Genomic DNA, 26,981 nt, shown 5'->3' on the forward strand with positions numbered 1-26,981 from the left:
AGAAGTATGAAGAATAATAATTAAAAAAGAAATTAAAAGTATTAATTAAAAGTATTAAAAAGTATTTTTAATTAAAACTAAGCAGAAGAAGAAAACAAACAAAGATTTTTCCTTCTCCTGCCACCACTTAAACATTTTTATATTTTTTATTTTATTTTTTACTTTTCACTTTATAATTTTTTTGTTTTAAACAAACTAAAACAAAAAGAAATAAAACAATACTTTAAGCTTAAAAGATAAAAGAGAAATAACAAAACTCTTTAATCTTAAAATCAAATCTTAAAGTTTTATAACAAAACTCCTTAGTTTAAGTGGTGGTTGGAGAGGGAATTATCCAAACACTCTTTTGAAAATCTTATCTACATTTTTGGTGTAGTAGCTATATTCAAAACATTCTTTTATGGCTTGTGCACCTATAAGATTCAGTAATTCTGTATCCTCTAGCAGGTATTGTAAATACAGGCTTTCCCCTTTTTCATTGAGACTTGATTTGCCTTGTTGTAAATCTTGCCATACTTTCATCGCATTTCTTTGAACGATTTTATAGCTGTCTTCCCTACTTACTCCTTTTTTTGGCAATTCTAAAAGTACTCTTTGTGAAAAAACCAATCCGCCTGTGAGATTGAGATTTTTTAGCATATTTTCTGGATATACCACAAGATTTTGGATAAGTGAGCTAAGACGATGTAGCATAAAATCTGTAGTAATAAATGCATCAGGCAAAATAAATCTCTCTACACTTGAGTGGCTAATATCTCTTTCGTGCCATAAGGCCACATTTTCCATAGCTGGGATTGCATAGGAGCGAATGATTCTACAAAGTCCTGTAATATTTTCACTTAATACAGGGTTTCTTTTGTGAGGCATAGCAGAGCTTCCTTTTTGTCCTTTGCTAAAGAATTCTTCTGCTTCATAGACTTCTGTGCGTTGAAAGTGTCTGATGGCCACAGCAATTTTTTCACAACTACTTGCAAGTAGAGCCAAATCACTCATAAGTCTTGCATAACTATCTCTTTGGATAACTTGATTGGATATTTTTGCAGGAGTAAGTCCTAGTTCTTCACATACAAGTTCTTCAAGCTCTATAGGTGTGTGTGCCATATTTCCCATAGCACCACTGATTGCTCCAACACTTACAAGAGCCAAAGTATTTTTTAAAGCATCAAGGTGTCTTGAGATTTCATCATACCAAATTGCAATAACAAGTCCAAAGGTGATAGGTTCGCCGTGGATTCCATGACTTCTGCCAACCATTAGTGTATCTTTATGTTCAAATGCTCTTGCCTTAAGATTTGTTAATAAGATTTGCACATCTTCAATAATAATTTTTAGACTATCTCGCATTTGTAGCGCTACTGCTGTATCAATGCAATCGCTAGAGGTAATGCCATAATGCACAAAGCGAGATTCTTCTCCTAGAGATTCTGCAATAGAAGTAGTAAATGCAATAAGATCGTGTTTTGTAACTTGTTCAATTTCATCAATTCTTTGAATGTCAAATTTTGCATTTTTGAGTATTTTTTCGCAATCTGCATCTGGAATGAAGCCTAATTTATTCCAAGCTTTTACTACGGCTTTTTCTACCTCAAGCCAAGCGCTATATTTGGCATTTAAATCCCAAAGTTTTTTCATTTCCTCTCTAGCGTATCTCTCAACCATTTTTTTCCTTTTTTATTGAAGTATCTAAATATAATAATAAGGATACTAAAAAAATGATAAAAGAGCTAGATTGCAATCAAGGGATATTTAAGAAAAAATCTTACTTTTTAAGATTGATTGCTTCTTTGATGAGATCATCTCCTGTTCCAAAGGCTTTTGCACTCATCGAATAGCCTCTTTGCATTAAAATAAGATTTGTTAGGGCACTGGTTACATCTGTGTTACTTGTTTCAAGGTATTTATAAAGCACTTTTCCAAATTTTAATTGACTTTGATTGTTTTCATCCCAGCCTAAGATTGGATTGCCACTGAGCGTTTTTGCTTCGCCTTGATTGCTAATTCCTTGGGAAATTTCAAACATATTGCCACCAGCTTTTCTTAACCCCTGATCATTGATAAAAGCAGCAATCCCTATACGACCCATAGGGGCACTTGCACCATTATCAAAATAAAGTGTGATAATTCCATTTTCATCAATTTTTAAATCCGTGAGCTTGCCTGCTTGTTTTCCATCTGTATCTGTTTTTGTAATTCCAGAATCTTGATAGTTAAAATTGCTAGAAACCCTATCTTTTGTTCCTCCAAAAGAATAGCTGATTTTAGAATCTTTAAAATCAAGCTCAATAGGTTTGCTTATAGGTTTATTGTCTTGATCAAATTCAATGGTGCTAATTGTTTGATTTTTGCTAATCATATTTTCACCATTTTTATCATAAATTGCAGATTTTGTAATCCATTTTTGGTTTTCATCTTTTGTGCCTGTGTTTTGGAGAAAATATTTTGTTTGTAAAATAAATTTCTCACCTTTTTCATCAAAAACTTCTGAATTTGAAGTAAAAGCACCAATATAAATAGGGTGTGTTACTTGCTTATCATTAGGATTCATTTCTAATTTGGCAGTATTTAATCCTAATTTATCAATAAATTTTCCACCTAGTGTAAGTTGCATTGGCTCTGATGATGGATTTTTGATTTCAAAAGATATGGGTTTGGTGGGGATATTTTTATCATCTCTTGATATATCAAAATCTAATCCTGTTTTTTCTTTAAGCAAGTCTTTTAAATCCTTAAAAGTTCTAAATTGATTATTGCTAGCACCATCATTTCCATATTTCAATGTAATTTCTTTGGTTTCTCCATTTTGTGTAATAGTAATACGCATATCATTGTTGATTTTTGCATCTAGAGGTTCTTTTTGAAAGTTAAATAGCGCACCTAAATCAAGGTTATCTAGATTTTCTTGATTAAAATCCCCAGAATCTTCAAATAAAAAGTCTTGCAATGCAGCGGGAGTTTTATTTGGATTGAGATTGAGTGCGATGTCAAGCTTGGTAGTCTTTGTGGGTTGATAGTTTAAATCTTGAGGAATTTTTAGAGGTTGTAGTTTATTGCCACCCAAAGCTTTTAGGTCTTCTTCTTGTGTGCTAGTATTATTAAAAGTTTGTCCTTGTATTTTTCCTAAATCCACACCATAAAGATAGTAACCGCTTGCATTTACGATATAACCATCTGCATCGCGATTAAAAGAACCATCTCTTGTAAAATAGTTTTGTTGATTTGCTTCATAGCCATCTTCAGCAATTGTCATACTGCCATTTTGATTTTTTCCTACAACAAACCATCCTTTTCCACTATAAGCAACATCAAACTCTCCATCACTAGGTTTGTAATTACCATTTTTTGTAGAAATAGCATTGCTAGAAGCACTAACGCCAAAATTATTATCACTGCTTACAGTATTTGAATTGATAGAATCAATGTGCTGGCTAAGTAGTGATTTAAACTCAGGAATATTTTCTCTATAGCCTGGAGTATTGACATTGGCGATATTATTAGAAATACTATCAAGACCAAATTGATGTGTTTTTATTCCACTATAGGAATTAAGAATCGTGTTGTTCATTTGCACCCTTCTCATAAAACTCTATTGCACTATCCATTGGTAGAATCATTGCACCCATTTTAATCATCGGCTTACCTTTATCAAAGATAATGCTATCTACAGCACCTCTACCAACTCTAGATTGTTTGTATTTATTTGTTGTTGGGCTAAGGTTGTATTCTGCACGAATATCATAACTTCCCTCAGGAACTCTTTGCCCCTTATCATCTAGACCATTCCAACTGAAAGCTATATAACCATCTTGTCCTTCCTTGCCTTCAATAGGTAAGGTGGTGATAAGATTTTTTTCTTTATCAAAGATTTGGATGGTTGGGTTGCCTTGAGATTGATGGATAGGCTCATCAAAATAAAGTGCAAAATTTACCTCACCACTACCTTGTATATTGATACCATTGACATCAGTCTCTACGATTTTACCTATCATTGATACTGCATTAAGCGCACTAATTTGAGCAAGATAAGTATTAGAATCAATACTTTGCTCCATTCCTTTGTCAAGTTTTTCTAGAGTGCTCTTTAAATCTGTTTGGAAAGTTTTTAGAGCATCATTAGTTTCTTTTGTGGATTGCATCGCTGCTGCCACTTCTTTCATTGTCTTTTTGTTTTCCTCTTGCATTTCAACTTGTGTTAGCTGTGCGGTTTGTGTGATGATTTTGTCAGTTTCCATAGGAGCAGTAGGATCCTGATTTTTTAATTGCTCTAAAAAGAGTTTCATAAAGGCATCTTTGTCTAGTCCATTTGCAATTTTTGGTGGTTCTGCCTTTTTTGCTTCTTGTGCAGCAGTTGCACCAGTGATTTGTGCTAAGTCAATTGCCATATTTGCTCCTTATGCGTATTTTGGCAGTGTGATTTCAAGAGAATCAAACTGCTTTTGAGAAATGTTATTTACTTCTTGATATTCTTGTAAGCTATTTTTGTTCCTTTTTTGCTGTCTTCTATCTTGATTTTGAGAAGAATTGTTTTGAGAGAAGTTGAAATCGATATTATTAAATCCTATATTTTGCAGATTCTGTCTTAAATCTATTTGATTTTGTGCAAAAAGTGTAATGGCATTTTGATTTGATGCGATGTTGATTTTTAAGTCTTTTCCTTTTTGGGTGATGGTGAGTTCTATTTTTCCAAGATTTTTTGGATTGAGATCTAAAGAGAGTTTTGTAAGAGGTGGTTTGTAGTTTTTTACCGCTTCTTTGATTTGTTGTGCAAAGCTAGAAAGCGTGGTTTTTGTAATGGTATTTTTTTCAAGAGATCCTTTTTGTGTTTGTGAGACTAATTCTTGATGATTTTTACTCTCTATCTTGCTCTCTTTGGAATCTATTTTTTTATCACTTTTTTCTTGTAATAAAAATTCAGAAGCAGATAGCATTTCTTCATTATTATCTTGAGGAATAAAATTTTCTGTAGGTAAAATTAGAGGAGATTTTATTTCGTTTTTTAGGTTTGCTTGGATTTGCTCTGTTGGATTTTTTGCGACTGCTTGTGTAGTTTTTGGTTGCTTGTTTTTGGTTGCTTGTTTTTGGTTGCTTGGTTGCTCGTTTGTATTGATGGTATTTTTTATTTTTTTTGTTTTTGGCTGTTTTGCTCCAGCAGCTGCAATTGCAGTTCCTGCAACTGCTAGCTCACTAAACTTTTTTTTTTATCTTCAGATTTTATTTGAAGAGCCTCTTGCATTATATTGGTATCTTCTTTTGTGTTTTTAATACCAAATCTATCAAACGCTTTTTGATAAGCCATTTCTCTTCTTTCATTGCGCATTTTAGATTCTACGATGCTTTTTGGCAAAGTCTTTCCTCTTTGAATTATGGCTATTTTTTCTGTTTTGCTTTCAAATTGATATTCTAATTTATTGGGTTTTTGGGTTTTTCTTATTTCTTTATCTTTTGAGCTAATCTCTTTGAGTGCTTGTGCTAGTGGCTGGCTGATTGCTGCTGTTTTGATGAGATTTGTTTGTTTTTTTTGCTCTAAAAGATTTTGTGTTCCTAAAGATTCTTGTTTTTGGTTGCTAGATTCTTTAGAAATATTTTCTTTTTGTAGCTCCATATTTTGTAAATTTAACTCTTTATCCTCAGCCAATTTTTTTACATCGCCAAGAGTTTTTGTATCTGCAATTTTTTCAGAAGCTATGGATGGAGATTCTTTGCTGACTGGATTTTTTGTTGTGTCTATATTGTTGGCAAGAGCATTTGGCGTGACATTTTGAGTTGGTATTGCTTCTTGTTTTGCTTCAGAGAGAGGGGATTTTTTTTCTGATTTTTTCTCTTCATTTTTGGGAGTATCAGTATTTTTTACCTTTTCTTGAATGAGTTTTGAGAAATTTTCTTGCTCTTTTTTGACAGCTTCTTGAGTTTGTGTTTTTTTATCTTTTACAAGTGGTGTTTTATTTTCTGCTTGTGTATTGATATTGCTAACCATTGATTTGCTCCATAGCTTAAATATGTTGACATAAAAGAAGCAAAAATAGTTCCACTTTTAGTTCTAAAAAATTCTTAAAAATATTTCAATGACTTGTTAAGTCTTTTATATTTTTTTAATTAAATTATTATTTTTTAATAAATTATTTTGTAAAATTTTGCATTCAAAAAACCACATAATTTATACATAAATTTAAAGAAGGAATAAAGAATAATGCAACAAATTAGAAATATTGCTGTAATTGCACACGTAGATCATGGTAAAACGACTTTGGTAGATGGGCTTTTAAGTCAATCAGGGACTTTTGGCGAGCGTGATCAGATTGATGAAAGAGTGATGGATAGTAATGATTTGGAAAGAGAAAGAGGGATTACTATTCTTTCTAAAAATACTGCAATAAATTATAAGGGGACAAAGATCAATATTATTGATACTCCTGGGCACGCTGATTTTGGTGGAGAAGTAGAGAGGGTGCTTAAGATGGTAGATGGTGTGCTTTTGCTTGTGGATGCGCAAGAAGGGGTGATGCCTCAAACTAAATTTGTTGTAAAAAAAGCATTGAGCTTTGGAATCCGCCCTATCGTTGTAGTAAATAAAATTGATAAACCTGCTGCTGAACCAGATAGGGTAGTAGATGAAGTTTTTGATTTATTTGTTGCAATGGGTGCAAGTGATGAGCAATTGGATTTCCCAGTAATTTATGCTGCTGCAAGAGATGGGTATGCTATCAAAAATTTAAATGATGAGAAAAAAAGCTTAGAGCCATTATTTGAGGCAATTTTGGAGCATGTTCCAATGCCAAGTGGAAGTGTAGATTCTCCACTACAAATGCAAATTTTCACTCTAGATTATGATAATTATGTGGGTAAGATTGGTATTGCGCGTGTGTTTAATGGTAGGGTAAAAAAAGGTGAGACCGTATTGCTTGCAAAAGGAGATGGGGAAAAAGAAACAGGACGCATTACTAAGCTTATTGGATTCTTAGGGCTTGCTAGAACAGAAATTGAGAGTGCAGAAGCTGGTGATATTGTAGCAATAGCAGGTTTTAATGCAATTGATGTAGGAGATTCTATTGTAGATCCTAATAATCCTATGCCATTAGATCCAATGCATTTAGAAGAGCCTACAATGAGTGTATATTTTGCTGTTAATGATTCGCCATTGGCTGGTTTAGAGGGCAAGCATGTGACAGCTAATAAAATCAAAGATAGATTATTAAAAGAAATGCAAACAAATATTGCAATGCGTTGCGAGGAAATGGGAGAGGGTAAATTTAGGGTAAGTGGTAGAGGGGAACTACAAATTACTATTTTGGCAGAAAATTTGAGAAGAGAAGGATTTGAATTTTCAATCTCAAGACCTGAAGTGATTATCAAGGAAGAAAATGGAGTGAAAATGGAGCCATTTGAGCATTTAGTGATTGACACTCCTCAAGATTTTAGTGGAACAATTATTGAGAGATTAGGACGCAGAAAGGCTGAAATGAAAGCAATGAATCCTATGGGTGAAGGATATACGCGTTTGGAGTTTGAGATTCCTGCAAGAGGGTTGATTGGATATAGAAGTGAATTTTTGACAGATACAAAGGGCGAGGGAGTAATGAATCATTCTTTCTTGGAATTTAGACCTTTTAGTGGAAATGTAGAATCAAGAAAAAATGGGGCATTGATTTCTATGGAAAATGGGGATGCTACTGCGTTTTCACTTTTTAATATTCAAGAAAGAGGAGTATTGTTTATCAATCCACAAACTAAAGTTTATATAGGTATGGTCATAGGTGAGCATAGTCGTGATAATGATTTAGATGTAAATCCGATTAAATCTAAGCATTTAACTAATATGCGTGCTAGTGGAAGTGATGATGCAATTAAACTTGTTCCACCAAGAGAATTGACATTGGAGAGAGCATTAGAGTGGATAGAAGATGATGAGATTTTAGAAATTACACCACTTAATATTAGGATTCGTAAAAAGTATTTAGATCCAAATGAACGCAAAAGAATGGCTAGAAAGTAAGGAGCGTGTATGAATAAGCTTTTAGAAGCAATGTCTTTTGCCCATGCATGTAAGGTATTTGATGAGCATAAAAAGATTCCAAAAGATCAACTATTGGAGATTTTAGAGGCGGGGAGGCTTACTCCTAGCTCTTTTGGATTAGAGCATACTAGGATGATTGTGGTTTCAGATCAGGAACTTAAAGAAGAAATGATGCCTTTTTGTTGGAATCAAAAGCAATTTTCCACAAGTTCAGAAGTAGTAATTTTAAAATCATTGGTGCGAGATATCATTGCTCCTTCAGATTATATTTATAAACTTATGGAAGAGCATGGTTATGATGAGAGATTTATGAAGCGTTTGGAAGACTTTCAAAAAGAAAATTTTAAAGATATAAGAGATTTTGAGTCTTGGAGTATGAGACAGGCATATTTGGTTGCAAGTTCTATGGTAAATTGTGCTGCTTTTATGGGAATTGATTCTTGCTATATTGAAGGGTTTGAACGAGAAAATTTGGAAGATTTTTTGGGTATTCAAAGGGAGAATGAAAGAATAGCATTGGTATTAACTTTTGGATATCGTATTAAGGAGCCTAAAAAGAAGATTAGAAAATCAATAGATGAGTTAGTAGAAATTAGATAAGGGAGAATGTGATGATTACAGTTGTAAAGAGAAGCGGAAGAATTGAGCCTTTAGATGTGACAAAGATACACAAATACACCTCTAGTGCAGTTAAAGATCTTTCTGGAGTGAGTCAAAGTGAGTTGGAAGTAGGTAGTAAATTGCACTTTAGGGATGGGATTACAACAGAGGCAATTCAACAAACTTTAATTAAAACAGCTGTAGATAAAATTGATATAGATTCTCCTAATTGGACTTTTGTGGCCGCAAGACTTTTCTTATATGATTTGTATCATAAGGTGAGTGGTTTTACGGGGTATAAGCATTTAAGAGATTATTTTGAAAAGGGTGAAGCAGAGGGTAAGATTGTTAAGGGATTGAAAGAAAAATTTGATTTAGATTTTTTAGATTCTAAAATTGATATTCAGAGGGATTTGCAATTTAATTATCTAGGTGTAAAAACTCTTTTTGATCGTTATTTGCTCAAAGATAAGCAAAATAAACCTATTGAGTTGCCACAACATATGTTTATGGCAATTGCAATGTTTTTGGCACAAAATGAAAAAGATTGTAATGAGTGGGCAGTGAAGTTTTATGATGTGATTTCAAAATTTGAAGTGATTACTGCTACACCTACTTTGGCAAATGGAAGAACTCCTAGACATCAATTGAGCTCTTGTTATATTGGAAGCACACCAGATAATATCGAAGGAATCTTTGATGCCTATAAAGAAATGGCATTGTTGTCTAAATATGGAGGCGGTATTGGTTGGGATTTTTCTCGTGTAAGGGGACTTGGAAGTTTCATTGATGGACATAAAAATGCAGCAGGCGGTGTTGTGCCATTTTTGAAAATTACTAATGATGTAGCAATTGCCGTAGATCAGCTTGGTACTAGAAAAGGAGCAATTGCAACTTATCTTGAAGTTTGGCATACAGATGTGCAAGAATTTATAGAACTTAGAAAAAATAGCGGAGAAGAAAGAAGAAGGACGCACGATCTTTTCCCAGCCTTATGGATTTGTGATTTGTTTATGAAAAGAATTGCAGAAGATTCTCTTTGGACGCTATTTGATCCTTATCAATGCGGAGAGCTTACAGAGCTTTATGGAGAGGAATTTGAAAAAAGATATTTAGAATTAGAGGCAGATGAAAGCATTTTAAAAGAGCAGGTAAGCGCAAAGGAATTGTGGAAAAAAATCCTAACGAATTATTTTGAAACAGGGTTGCCATTTTTGTGTTTTAAAGATAATGCAAATTATGCAAATCCAAATGGACATTGTGGGATTATTAGAAGTTCTAATCTTTGCACAGAGATATTTCAAAATACAGAGCCTAATCATTATGTTGTTGAAGTGGAGTTTGAAGATGGAAGCAAGGAGATTTTTGAAGAGGAAGATGAGGTTACAACAGATTTAAATATTGTAAAAAAGGCCAATAAAATCACAAGTCTAGATTCTCTTAAGGGTAAAAAAGTTTATATTGCTCAGCGTATGCAAAGAGATGGAAATACGGCAGTGTGTAATCTTGCAAGTATCAATCTTAGTAAAATTAACACAAAAGAAGATATTGAGCGTGTCGTCCCAATTGCAATGAGAATGCTTGATAATGTTATTGAATTAAACTTTTACCCTAATAGAAAGGTTAAAGCTACGAATTTAGCCAATCGTGCTGTTGGTCTTGGATTGATGGGGGAAGCAGAAATGCTTGCAACACAGCAAATACAATGGGGTAGTAATGAACATTTTGAAAAAATTGATGAAATTATGGAATCTATCAGTTATAACGCTATTTTATCAAGTTCAAATCTTGCGATAGAAAAAGGAAAATATCCACAATTTGAAGGTTCAAATTGGAGCAAGGGAATCTTCCCTATTGATGTAGCAAACAAAGAGGCATTAAAGCTTGTGGATAGGGGTGGATTGTTTGGGACAAGTTATGATTGGAATGCTTTAAGGGAAAAAGTCAAAAAAGATGGTATGCGTAATGGATATTTGATGGCAATTGCACCTACAAGTTCTATTTCTATTTTGGTAGGAACAACTCAAACAATAGAGCCAGTGTATAAGCGCAAATGGTATGAAGAGAATTTAAGTGGAATGATTCCTGTAGTGGTGCCAAATTTAAAGCTTGAAACTTGGCATTACTATACTCCAGCTTATGAAGTAGATCAAAAGTTAATTATCAAAGCTGCTGCAGTGCGTCAAAAGTGGGTAGATCAAGGACAAAGTACTAATATTTTTATTAAGCTTGATGGTAATGCAAGTATTAAAACATTGCACGAGATTTACACACTTGCATGGAAATTAGGGTTAAAATCTACTTATTATCTTAGAAGTGAGAGTCCAGAGGCAAAAGAGGATATTGCAGATAGAAGTATGGAGTGTGAGAATTGCCAATAATGGGCAATTAAAACTCTATCTTTTCTTCTTGGAGTTTTTCTATAAATTCCTTTTCATTGAGTAGGTCTATATGAAGCTCCTTTGCCTTATCAAGCTTGCTTCCAGCATCTTCTCCATAAATTACAAGATGTGTTTTTTTACTTACAGAATTTGTAATTTTTGCTCCTAAGCTTTCAAGCAATTCTTTGATTATTTCTCTTGGTTTTTGTAATGAACCTGTGAGGACGATAGTTTTATTGCTAAAAAAACCTTTAGTATTATGTGTGATATGTTGAGTAACTGTTGGTGTAAGTATTTTAAAGAGCATTTGAATAAGCTGATGATTGACTTTTCCAAATTCTAAAAAAGATTCTGTCATTTCTTTACCAAATCCATCAAGAGCAATAATTTCATCAAAATTCTTTTCAAAGCAAGCAATGCCAAAGCTTTGTGCAATTTTTTTGCTTGCACCCTCCCCAATATGCTCTATTCCAAGTGCATTAATAACTCTCCAGAGCTCTATATTTTTTGTTTTTGCAATAGATTCTAAAAGGTTTTTTGCCTTTTTTTCTTTCCAGCCTTCAAGTTTCAATAAGCTCTCATATTCAATACTATAAAGATCGGTGATATTAGAAATAATACCAGCATCAAAGAGCTGATAAACTATCTTTTCCCCAAGACCATCAATATTTAAAGCTTTTTTTGAAGCAAAATGAACAATGCTTTCTTTTACTCTTGCTTCACAAAGTAAGTTTTGACAACGAATGAAGATATCTTCTATAAGAAGTTCTTGTTTGCATATAGGGCAGTGTGTTGGTGCAGTGATTGTTATTTCTTGATGATTTCTACGCTCATAAATAGGTTTGATAATCTTGGGTATAACATCTCCACTGCGTATTACAATGACATAATCATTGATTCTAATATCTTTTTTTTGAATTTCTTTGTAGTTGTGTAAAGTGGCTCTTGAAATAGTAGCTCCTTCAATTTCTACAGGCTGTAATTCTGCTACGGGGGTAATCACTCCTGTGCGGCCAACTTGTTGTGTTACAGAGAGAATCTTTGTGATTTTTTCTATTGCTGGAAATTTGTAGGCACAAGCAAATCTTGGAGATTTGATAGTAAAACCTAAGTTATTTTGTGCTTCAAAAGAATCTAGCATAATAACCATTCCATCTAGCATCATTGAATAGCTTTCGCGCATTTGCATGATTTCTTTGTAATAAGCCTCTATAGAATGAATGTCTTTACAGAGTTTGATAAATGGTATAGGATAAAAGCCAAAGGATAGTATCTTTTGCATACTTTCAAAAAAGCTTGAAAATTTCAAATCATGCTTTCCAAATCCCCACGGAATAAAACGCAATTTTCTTTTTGCAGTAATTGTGCTATCAAGCTGCCTCATACTACCAGCAGCCGCATTTCTTGGATTGGCAAATATAGTTTCATTATTTTTAATTCTTTCATTATTGATTTTTTCAAAATCTTCTTTTGTAATAACTACTTCACCTCGTATTTCAATATCACCTAAATAGGGTATTTCTAAAGGAATAGATTGAATGGTTTTTGCATTTTGGGTGACAAGTTCCCCAGTAATTCCATCACCTCTTGTTGTCGCACTAATGAGTTTTCCATTTTGATAATAGAGATTTAAGGAAGCACCATCAAATTTTGGCGAACAGGTAAAATAGGCTTGAGGATAAGTTTTGTAAATTCTTTGGCACCATTCTTGTAATTCATCAAAATTAAAAACATCATCTAAGCTCCACATTCTTTGGATATGAGTATTTTTTTCAAAATCATCTAATGGAGGCATTCCTACTCTTTGAGTAGGGGAAGATGCAAGAATCTCTTGAGGATGATTTTCTTCATATTGCTTGATTTGATGATAAAGGAGATCATATTCTTCATCGCTTGCAATTGGATCATCTAATACATAATAGTGGTAAGCCATTTTTGTTAGTAATTCTACTTTTTCTTTGTAAGTTTGATAGTCTTTCATTTTTTATTCTTTTATATGGTTAAATCTTGCAGTTTTTTGCAATTATAGCTGAAATATAAGGCTATTTTTTGATAGAATCTGCGATAGAAAACTAGTAAAATTAAAATGAGAGTGTATGGTAAGTGGATTGCAAGAGATGCCTCATACAAAGAATGAGGCACAATTTTTGTGTTTTTTGCTAGATGATTGTCATGATGCACAAATTTATGCCATCAATGTTTTTAAGATTAGAGAAGTGATTGCTTATGATGGAGCATTAACAGAGGCAATTGATGGAGATAATACAATTGTTTTAGGGACATTGCTAGTAAGAAATGAGGCAATACCACTTATTGATATAAAGCGATGGTTACATTTTAATTCTCAAGATTTACAAAGGGATTTATCAAAACATTCTCTTGTTGATGATAAGCATTTGGTAATTATTTGTGATTTTTCAAATTGCACAGTTGGGTTGCAAGTAAAACAAGTAAAGCATATCATTCAAAGAAATTGGGAAAAAATACAAGCTAGTATGGATCATGGCTTAAAAGAAGATAGCAAGATTATCGCTACTACAAGATACGAGGATAATTCATTGGTGCAGGTTTTAGATATTGAAAAAATGGTGTCTGATGCTTTCCCTGCAATGATGGATAAAATTGAATTAAACTTAAATACCATTGAAAAAATCAAAAGCAATAAGCTTGTTTTGATTGCAGAGGATTCAAGAAGCGCAATAAAAGAATTAGAAAAAATTATAAAAAGGTTAGGACTGCGTTATTTGCATTTTTCTAATGGACAAGAGTTGCTAATATATATTGAACATTGTGATAATATTGAGGATGTTGGTGTGATTATTACAGACTTGGAGATGCCAAATTTATCAGGATTTGAAGTTTTAAAATATCTAAAAAAGAATGAGAAGACAAAAAATATTCCTACACTTGTAAATTCTTCTATGCAAAGTAGTGCAAGCTTTGAGACAGCTCTAGACTTGGGAGCTAATGGTTTTGTCATTAAGTCGCAACCAAAGGTAATTGAAGAATATCTTAGACAATTTTTAGAAAAGGAGTAAATGGTGTTAAGAACGCATTTATGCTCAGAATTGAGTGAAGTGAATATTGGAGAAAATGTTAAACTTGCTGGATGGTGTAATACCTATAGGGATCATGGTGGAGTAGTTTTTATTGATTTGAGAGATAAAAGTGGGTTAATCCAGCTAGTATGTGATCCAACTTCTCCAGCTTATAGTATTGCTTCAAGTGTGCGTGATGAGTATGTTTTACTTATAAGTGGAAAAGTGAGAGCTAGAGGCGAGGGACTAGAAAATCCAAAACTAAAAACAGGAAAGATTGAAGTTGTAGTGGAGGATTTGGTTATTGAAAATCAAAGTAAAACACCGCCTATAGCAATCGGTGATGATAATGTTGGTGAAGATTTAAAACTCAAATATCGTTATTTGGATTTAAGATCTAAAAAATCTTTTGATATTTTTAAAATGCGTTCAGATGTTTGTATGGCAACAAGAAAGACTTTGGATTCTTTGGGATTTACAGAAATTGAAACACCTATCCTAACAAAGGCTACTCCAGAGGGTGCTAGAGATTATTTGGTGCCAAGCAGGGTGCATGATGGAGATTTTTTTGCACTTCCACAAAGCCCTCAAATTTTTAAGCAACTTTTAATGGTAAGTGGTTTTGATTCTTACTATCAAATTGCAAAATGTTTTAGAGATGAAGATTTGAGAGCAGATAGACAGCCAGAATTTACTCAAATTGATGTGGAGATGAGTTTTTGCACACAAGAAGATGTAATGCATGTTGCAGAGAAGCTTTTGCAAAATATTTTTGCATTAAAAAATATTGATGTAAAAACACCTTTTATGCGTCTGCCTTATAGCGAAGCAATGGAAAGGTATGGTTCAGATAAACCAGATTTAAGATTTGATATGCCATTGTTTGAAGTAAGTGATTTGATGCAAGATTCAAGTAATGAAATCTTTAAAAAAATTGCGCAAGATACAAAAAATAATCGATTTAAGGCATTGATTGTTAAGAATAGGGACAACTTTTTTAGCAGAAAAACTTTAGCAGAAGCAGAAGAATTCGTAAGAAAGTTTGGTGCGCAAGGATTGGCATATATTCAAATGAAAGAAGATGGTGCTAAGGGTCCATTAGTAAAATTTATGTCTGAAAAAAGCTTTGATACTTTGATACAAAGGCTTGAGGCAAAGGTGGGAGATATCATTTTCTTTGGTGCTGGTGCTAAAAAGGTAGTGTGGGATTATATGGGAAGATTGCGTTTAAAAATTGCACAAGATATGGGTATGATAGATGCAAATGTTTATAAGTTTTTATGGGTTGTTGATTTTCCTATGTTTGAAGAAAATGAGGGAAAAATCTCAGCTCTTCATCATCCTTTTACTATGCCAAAAGATATTGATAATCCAGATATTGAATCTATTCAATCAGTTGCGTATGATGTGGTGCTTAATGGAATTGAGCTTGGTGGGGGTAGTATGAGAATCCATAAGCAAGATATCCAAGCCAGGATTTTTAATCTTTTAGGAATTGATTCTCATGAGGCTCAAGATAAATTTGGATTTTTGCTTGAAGCACTAAGTTTTGGTGCGCCGCCTCATGGGGGATTTGCAATAGGTTTAGATAGGTTGATTATGTTGCTTACCCAATCTAATAGTATTAGAGATGTTATTGCATTTCCTAAGACGCAAAAAGCTACTTGTCCATTGACTAGTGCTCCTAGTAGTGTAAGTGAAGAGCAGTTGAGAGAATTGCATATTAGATTAAGAAATTTAAAATAAGAGAGGTTATGATGAAAAAACTATTTTTAATTATTGGTGCTCCAGGTAGCGGAAAAACAACAGATGCTCAGATTATTGCTAAAAATTGTGATGATAAGATAGTGCATTACTCTACCGGAGATTTATTGCGTGCAGAGAGTGCAAGTGGGAGTGAAAGAGGAAAATTGATTGAGAGCTTTACTTCAAAAGGGAATTTAGTGCCATTAGATATTGTAGTGGATACAATTGTTGGTGCTATTGCTAATGCTCCTAAGGATGTGATTTTAATTGATGGCTATCCAAGAAGTGTTGAGCAAATGGAGGCTTTTGATAAGGTTTTAAAGAATCAGGATAAGGTAGAGCTTGTGAGCGTTATTGAAGTAGAAGTAAGCGAAGAGGTGGCAAGAGATAGGGTTCTTGGTAGAGCTAGAGGTGCAGATGATAACGTTGAGGTTTTTAATAATCGTATGAAGGTATATTTAGAACCACTCTCTACCATACAGGATTTTTTCCAAAAACAAGGGATTTTGAAAAAAATCAATGGTGAAAGAAGTATTGAAGCAATTGTTGATGAAATGCAACGATTTATCCAATCAAAAATTTAAGGAGTGAAAAATGCAATTAGAAAAAATTGAAATAGGTGAAAATCCAGAAAAGGTAAATGTAGTTATTGAAATACCTTATATGTCAAATATTAAGTATGAGCTTGATAAGGATAGTGGTGCGGTAGTTGTGGATCGTGTGATGTATAGTGCAATGTTTTATCCTGCTAATTATGGTTTTGTTCCAAATACATTAAGTGCAGATGGGGATCCTGCTGATGTTTTGGTATTAAATGAATATCCATTGCAAGCTGGAAGTGTAATTAAAGTAAGATTGATTGGTGTGCTTATTATGGAAGATGAAAGTGGTATGGATGAAAAGATTTTAGCTGTTCCTGTAAGTAAAATTGATCCTAGATATGACAATATTAAAACTATTGATGATTTACCTCGTATTACACTTGATAGAATCAAGAATTTTTTTGAAACTTATAAAATGCTTGAACCAAACAAATGGGTAAAGGTAAAAGAATATCAAAGCAAGGAAAAAGCTACAGAGATTTTGGATGCTGCTATAAAGGCATATAAAAAATAAAATGTATCTCATCGCACTATGCTTGCATCTTATTTGTGCGATAGGTTTTGTAGGATATGTCTTTTTTGATGTTTGTGTTTATGCTTTAGCTTATAGAAAAGAGGATAAGCATAAATGTGATGCAGTAAAAAAGGCATATACACTTTATGGAACAAGAATATTTGGCATTATTTTTATGCTACTTATTTTAAGTGGTATTTGGTTGCTTAGTTTTTATGACTTAAAAAGTATTTTTAATTTATCAAGTTATTTTAATATCTTTTTTTGGATTAAGATCTTTTTAATTATTCTTATGTTTTTGCTTACATTTTATGCCATATTTTTTATTCGAGTTTTAAAAAAAGCCGACCCATTTAAAGGTAGATCGCATCTAATTGCCTTGCTACTTAGTTTTTTAATTATAATTTGTGCCAAAATGATGCAGTATTTCACCTAATTTTTCTTTCGGAGTTTTAAATAATGCAAAATACTCAGTTGTTTTATTCTCTTGAACAAAAACCCCCATTTTTTAAAGCAATTTTTGCAGCATTTGTGCATTTAATGGCAATGTTTATAGCAGTTATTACTCCTTCTTTGCTTATATGCAAAGAGCTTGGGGTAAATGATATGGATACAGGTAGAATTATTGCAATGTCACTCTTTGCTTCTGGGATTGCATCTTTGATACAGATATATAAAATTGGGCCAATAGGTTCTGGATTGTTGTCCATTCAAGGGACTAGTTTTAATTTTGTTGCACCTATTATTACTGCAGGATTGTTGTTGAAAAATAAAGGATTGGATGATGCTCAGATGTTGGGAACTATTTTTGGCACTTTGATGATGTGTGCTTTGACAGAAATCTTAATTTCTCAATTTCTTCCTTTGTTTAAAAAAGCAATTTCTCCACTTGTTTCAGGTATTGTGGTGCTACTTATCGGGCTTAGCTTAATCAATATTGGTTTAATAAGTGTTGGTGGGGGCTATGAGGCAAAAAGTAATGGTAGTTTTGGGAATCTAAAAGATTTGTTTTTGGCAGGTAGTGTGATAGCTGCTATTATTTTTTTAAATTTATTTAAAAATTCTTATCTTAAAATATCAGCACTTTTTTTGGCTGTTGTGGTAGGGGTTTTAATTGCTTATTTTTTAGGAGATTTTTCATTTCAGATGAATTATCAATTGCCATTAGTATTTTTGCCTCAACCATTTTATTTTGGTATTGGCATTGATTGGAGTTTGGTTTTGCCTTTTGTCCTTGTATATGCTGTAACTTCATTAGAAACAATCGGAGATATAAGCGCAACTTGTGAAGTATCTCATCAAAAGCTTGAGGGTAGGGAATATTTTTTGAGATTAAAGGGTGGAGTTTTGGCAAATGGAATCAATTCTTTTGTGTCAGGTATTTTTAATACCTTCCCTAATTCATGTTTTAGTCAAAATAATGGGGTGATTGCTCTTAGTGGAATTGCGAGTAGATATGTGGGGTTGTTGGTTGCATTATTTTTGATGCTATTGGGGCTTTTTCCTGTTATAGCAAATTTTGCTTTGCAAATTCCTCAATCTATTTTAGGTGGTGCTACATTGGTCATGTTTGGTAGTATTGCTGCTACTGGGGTGCGTATTCTTGCAAAAGAAAAAATCACAAGACGCTCTATTTTAATTATTTCTTTATCTTTGGGTATAGGACTTGGGGTAAATAATAATCCAGATATTTTGCAATTTTTACCAAAGTGGGTGGAGAGTGTATTTTCTTCAGGAATTGTGGCAGGAGGGTTGTGCGCTATATTTTTAAATCTTATTTTTCCAAAAGAAGTAGTTTAATCACTACTTCTATAGCGGAATTGTCCTTTTTTTAGCACCATCTTTAATCCACCGATACCAAATAACCATCGATTTTCTACAAGATTCTTCATAAATGCACCAAATTCTCCTGAAACGCTTTTGCCAAAAACAACGCCGACTGCATCATTATGTCCAAGAGAGCAGATTGAACCGCGATTGATAAATTTAAAATCTTCATGCACCATTTTTCCTTCTAGCTCATCTGCTAAAAGATTGCCTATATATTCTCCCATTTGAGTAGCTAGCTGTGCAGTTGGGACATGCACTACTTCTTTTTGCGCATAAATTGCACAATCTCCTACTACATACATATTTTCATAATCAATGCTTTTGAGGTTGGAATCTACCTTTAATCTTCCTTTATTGCTGTGAATTGGGGAATGATATTCTACTGTATCATTTCCTTTAACTCCTGTTCCCCAAAGTATAATATTGCCAAATATTTTTTCGTCTTGATTGTTTCTAGAAATAACTACACCATCTTTATGGCATTCTTTTACACTAGTAGATGTGATAATTTCTACCCCAAGATCTTGAAGTTTTTTTGTAGCTTTTTGGCTGAGTTTTTCATCAAATACAGGCAAGATTCTCTTAGATCTTCCAATGCAACTAATTTTGACATCTTCTTGATTGAGACCATAAATTTTACACATACGTTTTATGCTATGCGCAAGCTCTGCTGTAAATTCTATGCTTGTAAATCCAGCACCACAAATGATAAATGACAGATCATTTTTATCTTTTGTAAGATGATAATCTTTAAATTTCCACTCAATATGTTTGCATAGTCTTAATGCTGCATTAAGAGATGATAGCTTGTAGGTATGCTCTTTGGCACCTGGTATATCAAAATAATCAGGCTTAAAACCAAGCCCTAGAACTAAAATATCATATTCATATATATCAAGTTTTCCAATAACTTTATTTTCTTGAGGTCTTATTTCCATAACCTTGTCTTTGATAAAATGCACTTCTTTTAAAAGATCGCGGTAGTAAATTTTTGCCTTTCTTTCACTTAAAGTCCCAATAGCAACTTTATGGAGCAAAGTGGTTTGGTAATGATAATCGTGCTTGCTAATAAGAGTAATTTGTGCATCAGCATGTCTTTTTTGTAGTGTAAGTGCTGTTTTTAATCCCCCATATCCTCCACCAAGTATTAAAATCTTTTTTTTCATGAAAAACCTCCTTAGTCCAAATAAGTTAATTTTTTTTTAACTAAATTAAAGCAAAAAAAAGCTTAGAAAAATATCAAAGTGTAAAAATATTTAACTTGCACTTTTAGATAAATAATTGAGGATACTTTTGCTTAATGTTATTTATTAAAGCAATAATAGCTTGCTGATTATATTCTTCTTCATAGTGGTTATCTTTTTCAACTTCTTTGATATAGATGTCAAGCAATTTTTCGATACTAGAATCTTTTGCACCAGCAAAGTGAAAAGCTACAGCAAGCATATCTAAGATTTCAAGAGCAAGTTCTTGATATTCTTGTTCTTTCATTTATTTCTCCTTATTGAGTATTTTAATAACTTGTTGTTTAATGTCTTCATATAAAAAACTTTCTTTAAAATTTTCTATTTTTCCGCCTGAAGCATTTTTGTGTCCTCCACCATTAAAAAAAGTTTTGCTTAAGATATTAACATCGCAATTTCCATTAGCACGTAAAGACACATTGCCTTTAAAATTTACATCCATATAAAAATCATAATCTGGATTTTGTTTTAAAAACAAATTTGCAAGCACACTAATGCCACCCATTGAATAGCTTAAAAAACCTTTTTTATCTTGGTGTGTAATTGTGCATATATCTTTTTTGGATTCTAGGAGTTTTACTTGAGCCATTGAGGTAATATTATCCATTGTTTGTGTTTGTGGATTTCCACCAAGTGCAATTTTTTTTAGGGTAAAAATAGCATTATCAAATGCAACAGGAGCATTTTGTAAGTGAATAAAATCTTTAATAGAATCTAAAAGTTTTAATTTATAGTTATGGTGCTCTTCTTCAAACATAAAGCGATTGAGTTCATTGGAGTTTGCAATTAGGCTAAGGGCTACTTTTCCAAATTCAAAACCAAAGCCCTCTTCTTTCCAAATGTCAATAGAATTTATCATTTCAACAATATCATTTAGGGTGTTTTCATAAGAAGGATTTTTAAGAGAATATTTTTGTTTTAGTGTTTCATAGGTAATTTTTGTAGCACAACGCTGTATGTCAAGATGATACCAGTGAAAATTTTTTGCACTTTCTTCGCCACTGATATGGTGATCCAAAAGACAAATTTCAATATCTTTACCTTCCATTCGCATTAAATCAACCTTCTCTTGCAAGAATTTACATTCTTGCATAGAAAGATTAAGATCAGTGATAAGTATAAGAATCTTTTGTTGTGTTTTTGTGCGGAATTTTTCTTGAAGCTTACTTGCCTGAGAATGCTGGATGCGATAGAGAATGTGATTTAGTCTTGTCATTACTTCTTTGCCATAATTGGCATTGAAAAATTCTATTTTGTCAAAAAATTCTCTTGCAATATATTGGCATCCATATCCATCTAAATCAATATGAGAGAGATGATAAACTTGCATAATTACTATCCTTGATTAAAGTTAATTTCAATATTTCCCAAAACTTCATATTTGGTATTTACATCTAATTCTGCATGACTTAATACCACTAAATCAATTTTAAATTGCTCTAATTTGCTTGCCAAAGGTCTTCTTAAAGCAGGATCTACAATTAAAATAACCGGTGCTATACCTTTTTGAAGAATCTGCATGGATTCTTCTGTGATTGTATCAAGTAGCTTTTGCATATCATTGGTATTGAGAAGCAGGGTCTTTCCAGAAGGTTGTTCGCGAAGCTTGCCTAAAAGATATTGCTCTGTATCAAGAGAGAGAGTGACAAGCTTTAAGATTCCATCTTCTGATTTAAAAATATTTGTAATAACACGAGAGAGTTTGGCTCTTACTTGTTCTGTGATAAGTGCGACATCATTTTGTAATGGGGTGGCTACATCAGTGATTGTCTCAAGTATGGTGAGCATATCTTTGATAGGAATTTTTTCATGAAGCAATTCTTGTAAAACAGAACGGATAATGCTAGGCTGCACCTTTCTTGCTTCTTCGATAATTGCAGGATAATCTTGAGCAAGACGATCAAGGATTGATTTGACCTCATCTTTTGTAATAAATTCTTCAGCATAATTCTTAACCAATTCACTTATGTGGGTCGTAATTACCGTAGATGGATCAATAATAGTATAGCCTTGAATAATGGCTTCTTCTTTATCATCAGGATTTATCCAAAGTGCATCCATACCAAAAGCAGGTTCTTTTGTGGGAATGCCTTGAATCTCCTTACCAACAAATCCTGTATTCATTGCTAAAAACTTATCTGGCATAACACTTCCATCACCAATGCTAATGCCCTTGAGTTTAAACTCATAGTTATTTGGTGGAAGTTGTAAATTATCTCTGATACGAATTTGTGGCATTAAAAAACCATAATCACTTGCAATTTTCTTACGGATTCCTCTAATGCGTTCTAGCAAATCTCCATTTTGTTTCGGATCTGCAAGCATAATGAGCTGATATCCAAGATCTAGCTCTAAGAATTCTGTTTTTAAAACCTCATCAATAGCTTTTTCTTCCTCTTTTTTAATTTCCTCGGCACTTTTTTGTTGTATTGGTTTTGGAAGATGTTGTTGTGTATTGATTTCTTTTGGATTTTTATTGATAGAGGTATCAAGTTTTGTGTTTGTCTTCTTGCTTAGCCATTTTTCAAAAATACTAAAAAGACTTTCTTTGTCTTCTCGTGAGATAAGCCAAGAGATAAATAAAAATAAAGAACCTACAAAAGCTAATGAAAAAGTCGGTAATCCTGGGACTGTGGCAAAAAGCATAAGAATTACCCCAACAATAATAAGCGTTTTGCTTTTATCTGTAAGTTGTGTAACAAGTTTGCTAGCGAAATTTTCCTCTTCATTTTGCGTAGTTCTCGTAGCAACAATACCAGTAGCAGTTGCAATAATGAGCGCTGGAATCTGCCCTACTAGTCCATCACCAATGGTTAAAATTGTAAAAGTAGCAGCACTATCGCTAGCACTCATGCCTCTTTGAAAAACTCCAATTAAAAAACCACCAATAATATTGATAATTGTGATAATAATAGAGGCAATAGCATCGCCTTTTACAAATTTACTAGCACCATCCATAGCGCCATAAAAATCAGCTTCTTGAGTGAGGGCGGCACGCCTTGTTTTTGCTTCTTCATTGTCAATTAAGCCTGCATTTAAATCAGCATCAATTGCCATTTGTTTTCCAGGCATTGCATCTAGAGCAAATCTAGCTCTTACTTCTGTAACCCTTGTAGAACCATTGGTAACTACCAATAAATTTACCAAAACCAGAATTACAAAAATAATGCTTCCAATGACATAATTACCACTTACAGTAAAGGCTCCAAAAGCGGCAATAATATCACTTACAGATTCTGCACCCTTATAGCCTTCAGTAAGTATCATTCTTGTGGTAGCTACATTTAGGGCCAAACGATAGAGTGTGACAATTAGCAAGAGTGTAGGGAAGGCGGAAAAATCTGTCGGCTTTGTAATATAAAGTCCTATAAGTATAATCAATACAGAAAGCGCAATGGAAATTGTCAAAAGGAAATCTAAAAGAAAAGGGGGAAGTGGCACAATGATAATTGCAAGTATCATAATGACAAAAACAACAACCGTTAAATCTTTAGATTGCGTGAAAGTTTTTAAGACAGACATCATAGATTGCAGTGCATTGATTTTCTTTTTTGCCAAAGATTCCCTCAAGTTTGTTATTTTTATACTCTTCTAAAATTATTGGTTTAAATATTAGATGGAAATTTTACACTATTTTATTGGATTTTTTAGTTTTTTATTGTAATATTGCGTCCTTTAAAATACCATTCAGGAGGTCATTATGGCTTTAGATACGGCGAAAAAGCAAGAGATTATTCAAAAATTTGCAAGAGATAGCAAGGATACTGGTTCTTCAGAAGTTCAGATTGCGCTTTTAACTCAAAGAATTGCTGATTTAACAGAGCATCTTAAGGCAAATAAAAAAGATCATTCTAGTAGATTGGGACTTTTGAAGTTAGTAGGAAAAAGGAAACATTTACTTAAATATCTTAAGAATTCTCAGCATGATAGATATGTAAAACTTATCAAAGATTTAGGAATTAAAGATAAATAATTTTTTAAAGAGGCTTAAATAAAGCCTCTTCTATATGGCTCACTTTCATCTGATTTGTTTGATAGAAAAACTTTCTTAATACTAACAGGCTTATTAAATCTTCAAAATCCTTATCGATAAATTGTTTAACATATAAGTTTGCATTATGGATAATATCTTGTGCAAGTTTTTGATTATTTAAAATAAAATCTACTTGTTCTTCCAAATTTGTAAAATCCTCATTGATTCGCAAGTAATGAACATTCTCAATAAGTTTTCCTTCCATAAACCAAGTTTCAAATTTTGGTTTTGGCATTAATGCTAGGGAATTGGAGCTCATAATCCATTTGAGATTTGTTGCAACATCATTGCCCTCAAGAGAAAGAATGAATTTATATTGTAAGTGTTCTTTTAAAGAAGCTTTTCCTTTATACCATTTTCTAAAATCTTCATTTCTCAATGAGCCAACATGTCCAGCATTTACAAGCGGATGTGAGAAGAATTTTTGCATAAAATTTTGACGATGTTGCTGATAGCATCCGCCACGAAAGAAGATTTTATTTATTTTTTGTGTGTAAGTAGGTAGAGATTCTAAAAAATCTTGCGTGAGAAATTTGAAATGTCTTTTTTTGTCAAGTTTTAGGAGAATATTATTGTTTTTAGAATCTGTGATTGGTCGAGATTTGCAAAAACTAGGGGTTTTTGTAAAATAATTGACATCTCCAGATTCTAGATGAAAGTGGAGGTGTGGATTAAAATATCGCATATATTCATAAAAATCATAGCAATATCTTGAGCCTTGTTTGAGCAAATCTCCTTTGCTGTGGATATGTTTTGATGGTAGGGCAATGGTTTGATCAAAATTGCAATAATAATTGATGCGACTAGCAATTTCTTCAACTTTTGTATCATATTTTAGGAGTAATTTTTCAATTTTTTTCTCAAGCTTATTTACTTGAGGAATAAGAAGAAAGAATATACCTTGAAGATTATAAAAAAAATTATTTGACATCTAGTGACCACTCTTGTTCTTACAAAATAAAATGTTATTTTAGCAAGTATTTAAGTAAGTGCTTAATCTTAGAAAGCAATCTAAAACTTCTTGGAAAATAAATTGCCATTTTTTGCTTGAAGGTCAGAGATGGTAGATAGTGTTGATAGAGGCTAAAGTGTTTTAAAATTTCTTTGGGAATTTCTTTGTGTTTAATTTCTCTTGCACGAATTTGAAAAAGTTGTGTATAAAGAGGAGCTTGTTTTTCTAAGATATTAAGAATTTCTTTGTCTTTTTCTTGGGTTTTGAGATTCTCAAAAAAATCGGCAATAGTAAGATAGCTTTGTAAAGAGTGGATAATTTTATCTTTAGTCATCTTGCCCCTCATGATAGAATTTTGACTTAATCTATAGGTGTAAAGAGAGAAAGGTGCAATAAAAAAATTTTTTGAATAAAGAAGAATTTGTGCAATAAATGGCATATCTTCATAAAATATTTTTGGAATAAAATTTATATTGTGAGTGAGTAAAAAATTTCTTTTAATAGCATATAGCCACACACAACCTTCATGCAAAATAGATGGATGCTGTATTAAAAATTCTCTTCCACTTAAAGGGCTTTCTAAGGATAGAAGATTGGAAGGAGTAGTGGTTTCTTTCATAAGAGATATATGAGGATAAAGTTTTAGTATAAATTTTTTTATTGTCTTTTTTAAATCTACCTGATGAGAAAAAGTGTGATTGTAGTATTTTAAAACATCAATATTTTTATTTAAAAGAATATTAAAGAGTTTTTCACACATATCCAATTCTACATAGTCATCAGAATCCACAAAGATGATATAATCCCCCCCCCCCATTTCTATCCCTTTATTTCTAGCACAACTTAAACCTTGATTTTCTTGTTCAATCAAAACAATACGCTTATCTTTTTTTGCATACTCTTTTGCTATTGCCCCACTTTTATCAGTGCTTCCATCATTGATAAGAATAATTTCAATATCCCCAAATGTTTGATTGACAATAGAATCTAAACATTTAGCAAGATAATCTTGAACATTATAAATTGGGATGATGATGGAAAAAAATGGCATAAAATCTCCTTAAGATTTTTGATGATAGATTTTTAAATTTTTGACATATATAGAAAAAAGGATGGAAAAATTTATATTGTGCTGGAAAATAAATATTTAATCTTTCTAAAATAGAAAGCTTGTCATCAAAATTTAGTAAATCTTTTTTTGAAAAACTTAATTGCTGGTGATACTTTATTTTTTGAATTGCTTTTAAAGTGTGTTGAAATGCTGTTTTTGTGCTGATGTAAAGTAATTTTTTTAGCACCTTTTCTGGGTATCTCTCTATATTGCGCTTTAGATAACAGCTTAAGGCATAATAGCTATTTGCTGATTTTATCGTTTTTTCCATATCCATTTTGCCTCGCATAATGGAATGAGGACTTGAATAGTAGTGATATTTAGGGGTGTTAGTAGTAAATATTTTTTGGGCTTGCAAAAAGGCATCTGTGCAGAAGAATACATCTTCATATAAAATATTCTCAGGAAATTTTATTTGTTTTTCTCTAAGAAAGCTATTTTTAAAAACAAAATGTGCAATGGTAGTGATAAAGAGATATTTTTTGTAAGTTTTTAGTAAAAATTGAGATCCTATTTGAGAATTATAGATACCACCTGTTGGCAGTGAATCTGTAAAATAATCACACAAAATTTGTTTAGTATCTTTGTTGTGAAAATAGGGATTAATGAGTATTTCAATTTCTTTATTTTTCAAAATATTATAAAAAGTTTCACACATATCTAATTCCACATAGTCATCAGAATCCACAAAGATGATATAATCCCCCCCCCCCATTTCCATTCCTTTATTTCTAGCATATCCCTGCCCCTTATTTTCTTGCTCAATCAAAACAATACGCTTATCTTTTTTTGCATACTCTTTTGCTATTGCCCCACTTTTATCAGTGCTTCCATCATTGATAAGAATAATTTCAATATCCCCAAATGTTTGATTGACAATAGAATCTAAACATTTAGCAAGATAATCTTGAACATTATAAAT

General features: G+C 32.6%; 22 protein-coding genes and 1 pseudogene. 10 read left to right on the forward strand and 13 right to left on the reverse strand.

What is annotated here, in order from left to right; all coding sequences use genetic code 11:
- Positions 1–330: 330 nt before the first annotated feature.
- The 5 genes and pseudogenes from purB to CQA57_RS06705 form a co-directional block, all read right to left on the reverse strand.
- Entirely contained in the window at positions 331–1,659 is a 1,329-nt protein-coding gene (purB, locus tag CQA57_RS06685) for an adenylosuccinate lyase (protein WP_115579465.1), read from the reverse strand.
- Between the two features lie 100 nt (positions 1,660–1,759).
- Positions 1,760–3,562 carry a flagellar hook-basal body complex protein gene (locus CQA57_RS06690; protein WP_115579466.1) on the reverse strand — a complete coding sequence of 601 codons (1,803 nt, stop codon included), beginning with the start codon at positions 3,560–3,562 and terminating at the stop codon, positions 1,760–1,762.
- A gap of 10 nt (positions 3,563–3,572) precedes the next feature.
- Positions 3,573–4,379, reverse strand: a pseudogene (gene flgD, locus CQA57_RS06695) (flagellar hook assembly protein FlgD); the annotation flags it as partial.
- A gap of 9 nt (positions 4,380–4,388) precedes the next feature.
- Positions 4,389–4,925, reverse strand: a complete 537-nt coding sequence (fliK, locus tag CQA57_RS06700; protein ID WP_115579468.1) for a flagellar hook-length control protein FliK — start codon at positions 4,923–4,925, stop codon at positions 4,389–4,391.
- 248 nt (positions 4,926–5,173) lie between these two features.
- Entirely contained in the window at positions 5,174–5,971 is a 798-nt protein-coding gene (locus CQA57_RS06705; RefSeq protein WP_115579469.1) for a hypothetical protein, read from the reverse strand.
- A 213-nt stretch (positions 5,972–6,184) separates the two neighbouring features.
- Here CQA57_RS06705 and typA point away from each other — a divergent pair, with 213 nt between their 5' ends.
- Genes typA through CQA57_RS06720 form a run of 3 tightly spaced genes read left to right on the forward strand, consistent with a single transcriptional unit; the run spans position 6,185 to position 10,989 of the window.
- Positions 6,185–7,987 (forward strand): translational GTPase TypA, encoded by a 1,803-nt coding sequence (gene typA / locus CQA57_RS06710; protein ID WP_115579470.1) that lies wholly within the window; start codon positions 6,185–6,187, stop codon positions 7,985–7,987.
- 9 nt (positions 7,988–7,996) lie between these two features.
- Entirely contained in the window at positions 7,997–8,608 is a 612-nt protein-coding gene (locus CQA57_RS06715) for an NAD(P)H-dependent oxidoreductase (protein ID WP_115579471.1), read from the forward strand.
- 11 nt (positions 8,609–8,619) lie between these two features.
- Positions 8,620–10,989, forward strand: coding sequence for a ribonucleoside-diphosphate reductase subunit alpha (locus CQA57_RS06720; protein WP_115579472.1), 2,370 nt, complete (start codon positions 8,620–8,622; stop codon positions 10,987–10,989).
- Between the two features lie 7 nt (positions 10,990–10,996).
- Here the strand turns inward: CQA57_RS06720 and ligA are convergent, their stop codons facing one another.
- Positions 10,997–12,970 carry an NAD-dependent DNA ligase LigA gene (gene ligA, locus CQA57_RS06725; protein ID WP_115579473.1) on the reverse strand — a complete coding sequence of 658 codons (1,974 nt, stop codon included), beginning with the start codon at positions 12,968–12,970 and terminating at the stop codon, positions 10,997–10,999.
- A gap of 115 nt (positions 12,971–13,085) precedes the next feature.
- Here ligA and CQA57_RS06730 point away from each other — a divergent pair, with 115 nt between their 5' ends.
- From CQA57_RS06730 to CQA57_RS06755, 6 genes are read left to right on the forward strand one after another with little or no spacing between them, the layout of a single operon-like run.
- Complete coding sequence (locus CQA57_RS06730; RefSeq protein WP_115579474.1) at positions 13,086–14,027, forward strand: chemotaxis protein CheW; 942 nt, start codon at positions 13,086–13,088, stop codon at positions 14,025–14,027.
- A complete protein-coding gene (gene aspS / locus CQA57_RS06735; protein WP_115579475.1) occupies positions 14,028–15,773 on the forward strand; it encodes an aspartate--tRNA ligase in 1,746 nt (581 codons plus the stop codon).
- Between the two features lie 11 nt (positions 15,774–15,784).
- Positions 15,785–16,357, forward strand: coding sequence for an adenylate kinase (locus CQA57_RS06740; RefSeq protein WP_115579476.1), 573 nt, complete (start codon positions 15,785–15,787; stop codon positions 16,355–16,357).
- A 10-nt stretch (positions 16,358–16,367) separates the two neighbouring features.
- The gene (gene ppa, locus CQA57_RS06745; RefSeq protein ID WP_115579477.1) at positions 16,368–16,889 is read left to right on the forward strand and encodes an inorganic diphosphatase; all 522 of its coding nucleotides are present in this window, start codon (positions 16,368–16,370) and stop codon (positions 16,887–16,889) included.
- A gap of 1 nt (position 16,890) precedes the next feature.
- Complete coding sequence (locus tag CQA57_RS06750) at positions 16,891–17,325, forward strand: trehalose-6-phosphate synthase (RefSeq protein ID WP_115579478.1); 435 nt, start codon at positions 16,891–16,893, stop codon at positions 17,323–17,325.
- Positions 17,326–17,348: 23 nt separating this feature from the next.
- Complete coding sequence (locus CQA57_RS06755; RefSeq protein ID WP_115579479.1) at positions 17,349–18,689, forward strand: uracil-xanthine permease family protein; 1,341 nt, start codon at positions 17,349–17,351, stop codon at positions 18,687–18,689.
- Here CQA57_RS06755 and CQA57_RS06760 read toward each other — a convergent pair.
- The 4 genes from CQA57_RS06760 to flhA form a co-directional block, all read right to left on the reverse strand.
- Positions 18,686–19,885: an NAD(P)/FAD-dependent oxidoreductase gene (locus CQA57_RS06760; protein WP_115579480.1), complete on the reverse strand. Its 1,200-nt coding sequence runs from the start codon at positions 19,883–19,885 to the stop codon at positions 18,686–18,688. The two genes, CQA57_RS06755 and CQA57_RS06760, sit on opposite strands and share 4 nt — an antisense overlap.
- A 103-nt stretch (positions 19,886–19,988) precedes the next feature.
- Entirely contained in the window at positions 19,989–20,210 is a 222-nt protein-coding gene (locus CQA57_RS06765) for a hypothetical protein (protein ID WP_115579481.1), read from the reverse strand.
- On the reverse strand, positions 20,211–21,293 hold the full coding sequence (locus tag CQA57_RS06770; RefSeq protein ID WP_115579482.1) for a DHH family phosphoesterase: 1,083 nt from the start codon (positions 21,291–21,293) through the stop codon (positions 20,211–20,213). It lies immediately after the preceding gene.
- 5 nt (positions 21,294–21,298) lie between these two features.
- Complete coding sequence (flhA, locus tag CQA57_RS06775; RefSeq protein WP_115579487.1) at positions 21,299–23,488, reverse strand: flagellar biosynthesis protein FlhA; 2,190 nt, start codon at positions 23,486–23,488, stop codon at positions 21,299–21,301.
- 175 nt (positions 23,489–23,663) lie between these two features.
- On the opposite strand from flhA, the gene rpsO reads away from it, so the two are divergent.
- Positions 23,664–23,936, forward strand: a complete 273-nt coding sequence (rpsO, locus tag CQA57_RS06780) for a 30S ribosomal protein S15 (RefSeq protein ID WP_115579483.1) — start codon at positions 23,664–23,666, stop codon at positions 23,934–23,936.
- A 4-nt stretch (positions 23,937–23,940) separates the two neighbouring features.
- Here rpsO and CQA57_RS06785 read toward each other — a convergent pair whose 3' ends face one another.
- The 3 genes from CQA57_RS06785 to CQA57_RS06795 form a co-directional block, all read right to left on the reverse strand.
- Positions 23,941–24,927, reverse strand: a complete 987-nt coding sequence (locus tag CQA57_RS06785; protein WP_115579484.1) for a glycosyl transferase family 90 — start codon at positions 24,925–24,927, stop codon at positions 23,941–23,943.
- Between the two features lie 34 nt (positions 24,928–24,961).
- Positions 24,962–25,999, reverse strand: a complete 1,038-nt coding sequence (locus tag CQA57_RS06790; protein ID WP_115579485.1) for a glycosyltransferase — start codon at positions 25,997–25,999, stop codon at positions 24,962–24,964.
- Positions 25,965–26,981 (reverse strand): glycosyltransferase (locus tag CQA57_RS06795; protein WP_170126844.1); only part of this gene is annotated, 1,017 nt, incomplete at its 5' end. The genes CQA57_RS06795 and CQA57_RS06790, both read right to left, overlap by 35 nt.

The organism is Helicobacter anseris (assembly GCF_003364335.1).
GTDB classification, from domain to species: Bacteria; Campylobacterota; Campylobacteria; order Campylobacterales; family Helicobacteraceae; genus Helicobacter_H; species Helicobacter_H anseris.

Bases quoted from the DNA above. Each gene is read 5' to 3' on its own strand.
- purB (WP_115579465.1), bottom strand. From the start codon at position 1,659: ATGGTTGAGAGATACGCTAGAGAGGAAATGAAAAAACTTTGGGATTTA.
- CQA57_RS06690 (WP_115579466.1), bottom strand. From the start codon at position 3,562: ATGAACAACACGATTCTTAATTCCTATAGTGGAATAAAAACACATCAA.
- fliK (WP_115579468.1), bottom strand. From the start codon at position 4,925: ATGCTATCTGCTTCTGAATTTTTATTACAAGAAAAAAGTGATAAAAAA.
- CQA57_RS06705 (WP_115579469.1), bottom strand. From the start codon at position 5,971: ATGGTTAGCAATATCAATACACAAGCAGAAAATAAAACACCACTTGTA.
- typA (WP_115579470.1), top strand. From the start codon at position 6,185: ATGCAACAAATTAGAAATATTGCTGTAATTGCACACGTAGATCATGGT.
- CQA57_RS06715 (WP_115579471.1), top strand. From the start codon at position 7,997: ATGAATAAGCTTTTAGAAGCAATGTCTTTTGCCCATGCATGTAAGGTA.
- CQA57_RS06720 (WP_115579472.1), top strand. From the start codon at position 8,620: ATGATTACAGTTGTAAAGAGAAGCGGAAGAATTGAGCCTTTAGATGTG.
- ligA (WP_115579473.1), bottom strand. From the start codon at position 12,970: ATGAAAGACTATCAAACTTACAAAGAAAAAGTAGAATTACTAACAAAA.
- CQA57_RS06730 (WP_115579474.1), top strand. From the start codon at position 13,086: ATGGTAAGTGGATTGCAAGAGATGCCTCATACAAAGAATGAGGCACAA.
- aspS (WP_115579475.1), top strand. From the start codon at position 14,028: ATGGTGTTAAGAACGCATTTATGCTCAGAATTGAGTGAAGTGAATATT.
- CQA57_RS06740 (WP_115579476.1), top strand. From the start codon at position 15,785: ATGAAAAAACTATTTTTAATTATTGGTGCTCCAGGTAGCGGAAAAACA.
- ppa (WP_115579477.1), top strand. From the start codon at position 16,368: ATGCAATTAGAAAAAATTGAAATAGGTGAAAATCCAGAAAAGGTAAAT.
- CQA57_RS06750 (WP_115579478.1), top strand. From the start codon at position 16,891: ATGTATCTCATCGCACTATGCTTGCATCTTATTTGTGCGATAGGTTTT.
- CQA57_RS06755 (WP_115579479.1), top strand. From the start codon at position 17,349: ATGCAAAATACTCAGTTGTTTTATTCTCTTGAACAAAAACCCCCATTT.
- CQA57_RS06760 (WP_115579480.1), bottom strand. From the start codon at position 19,885: ATGAAAAAAAAGATTTTAATACTTGGTGGAGGATATGGGGGATTAAAA.
- CQA57_RS06765 (WP_115579481.1), bottom strand. From the start codon at position 20,210: ATGAAAGAACAAGAATATCAAGAACTTGCTCTTGAAATCTTAGATATG.
- CQA57_RS06770 (WP_115579482.1), bottom strand. From the start codon at position 21,293: ATGCAAGTTTATCATCTCTCTCATATTGATTTAGATGGATATGGATGC.
- flhA (WP_115579487.1), bottom strand. From the start codon at position 23,488: ATGATGTCTGTCTTAAAAACTTTCACGCAATCTAAAGATTTAACGGTT.
- rpsO (WP_115579483.1), top strand. From the start codon at position 23,664: ATGGCTTTAGATACGGCGAAAAAGCAAGAGATTATTCAAAAATTTGCA.
- CQA57_RS06785 (WP_115579484.1), bottom strand. From the start codon at position 24,927: ATGTCAAATAATTTTTTTTATAATCTTCAAGGTATATTCTTTCTTCTT.
- CQA57_RS06790 (WP_115579485.1), bottom strand. From the start codon at position 25,999: ATGCCATTTTTTTCCATCATCATCCCAATTTATAATGTTCAAGATTAT.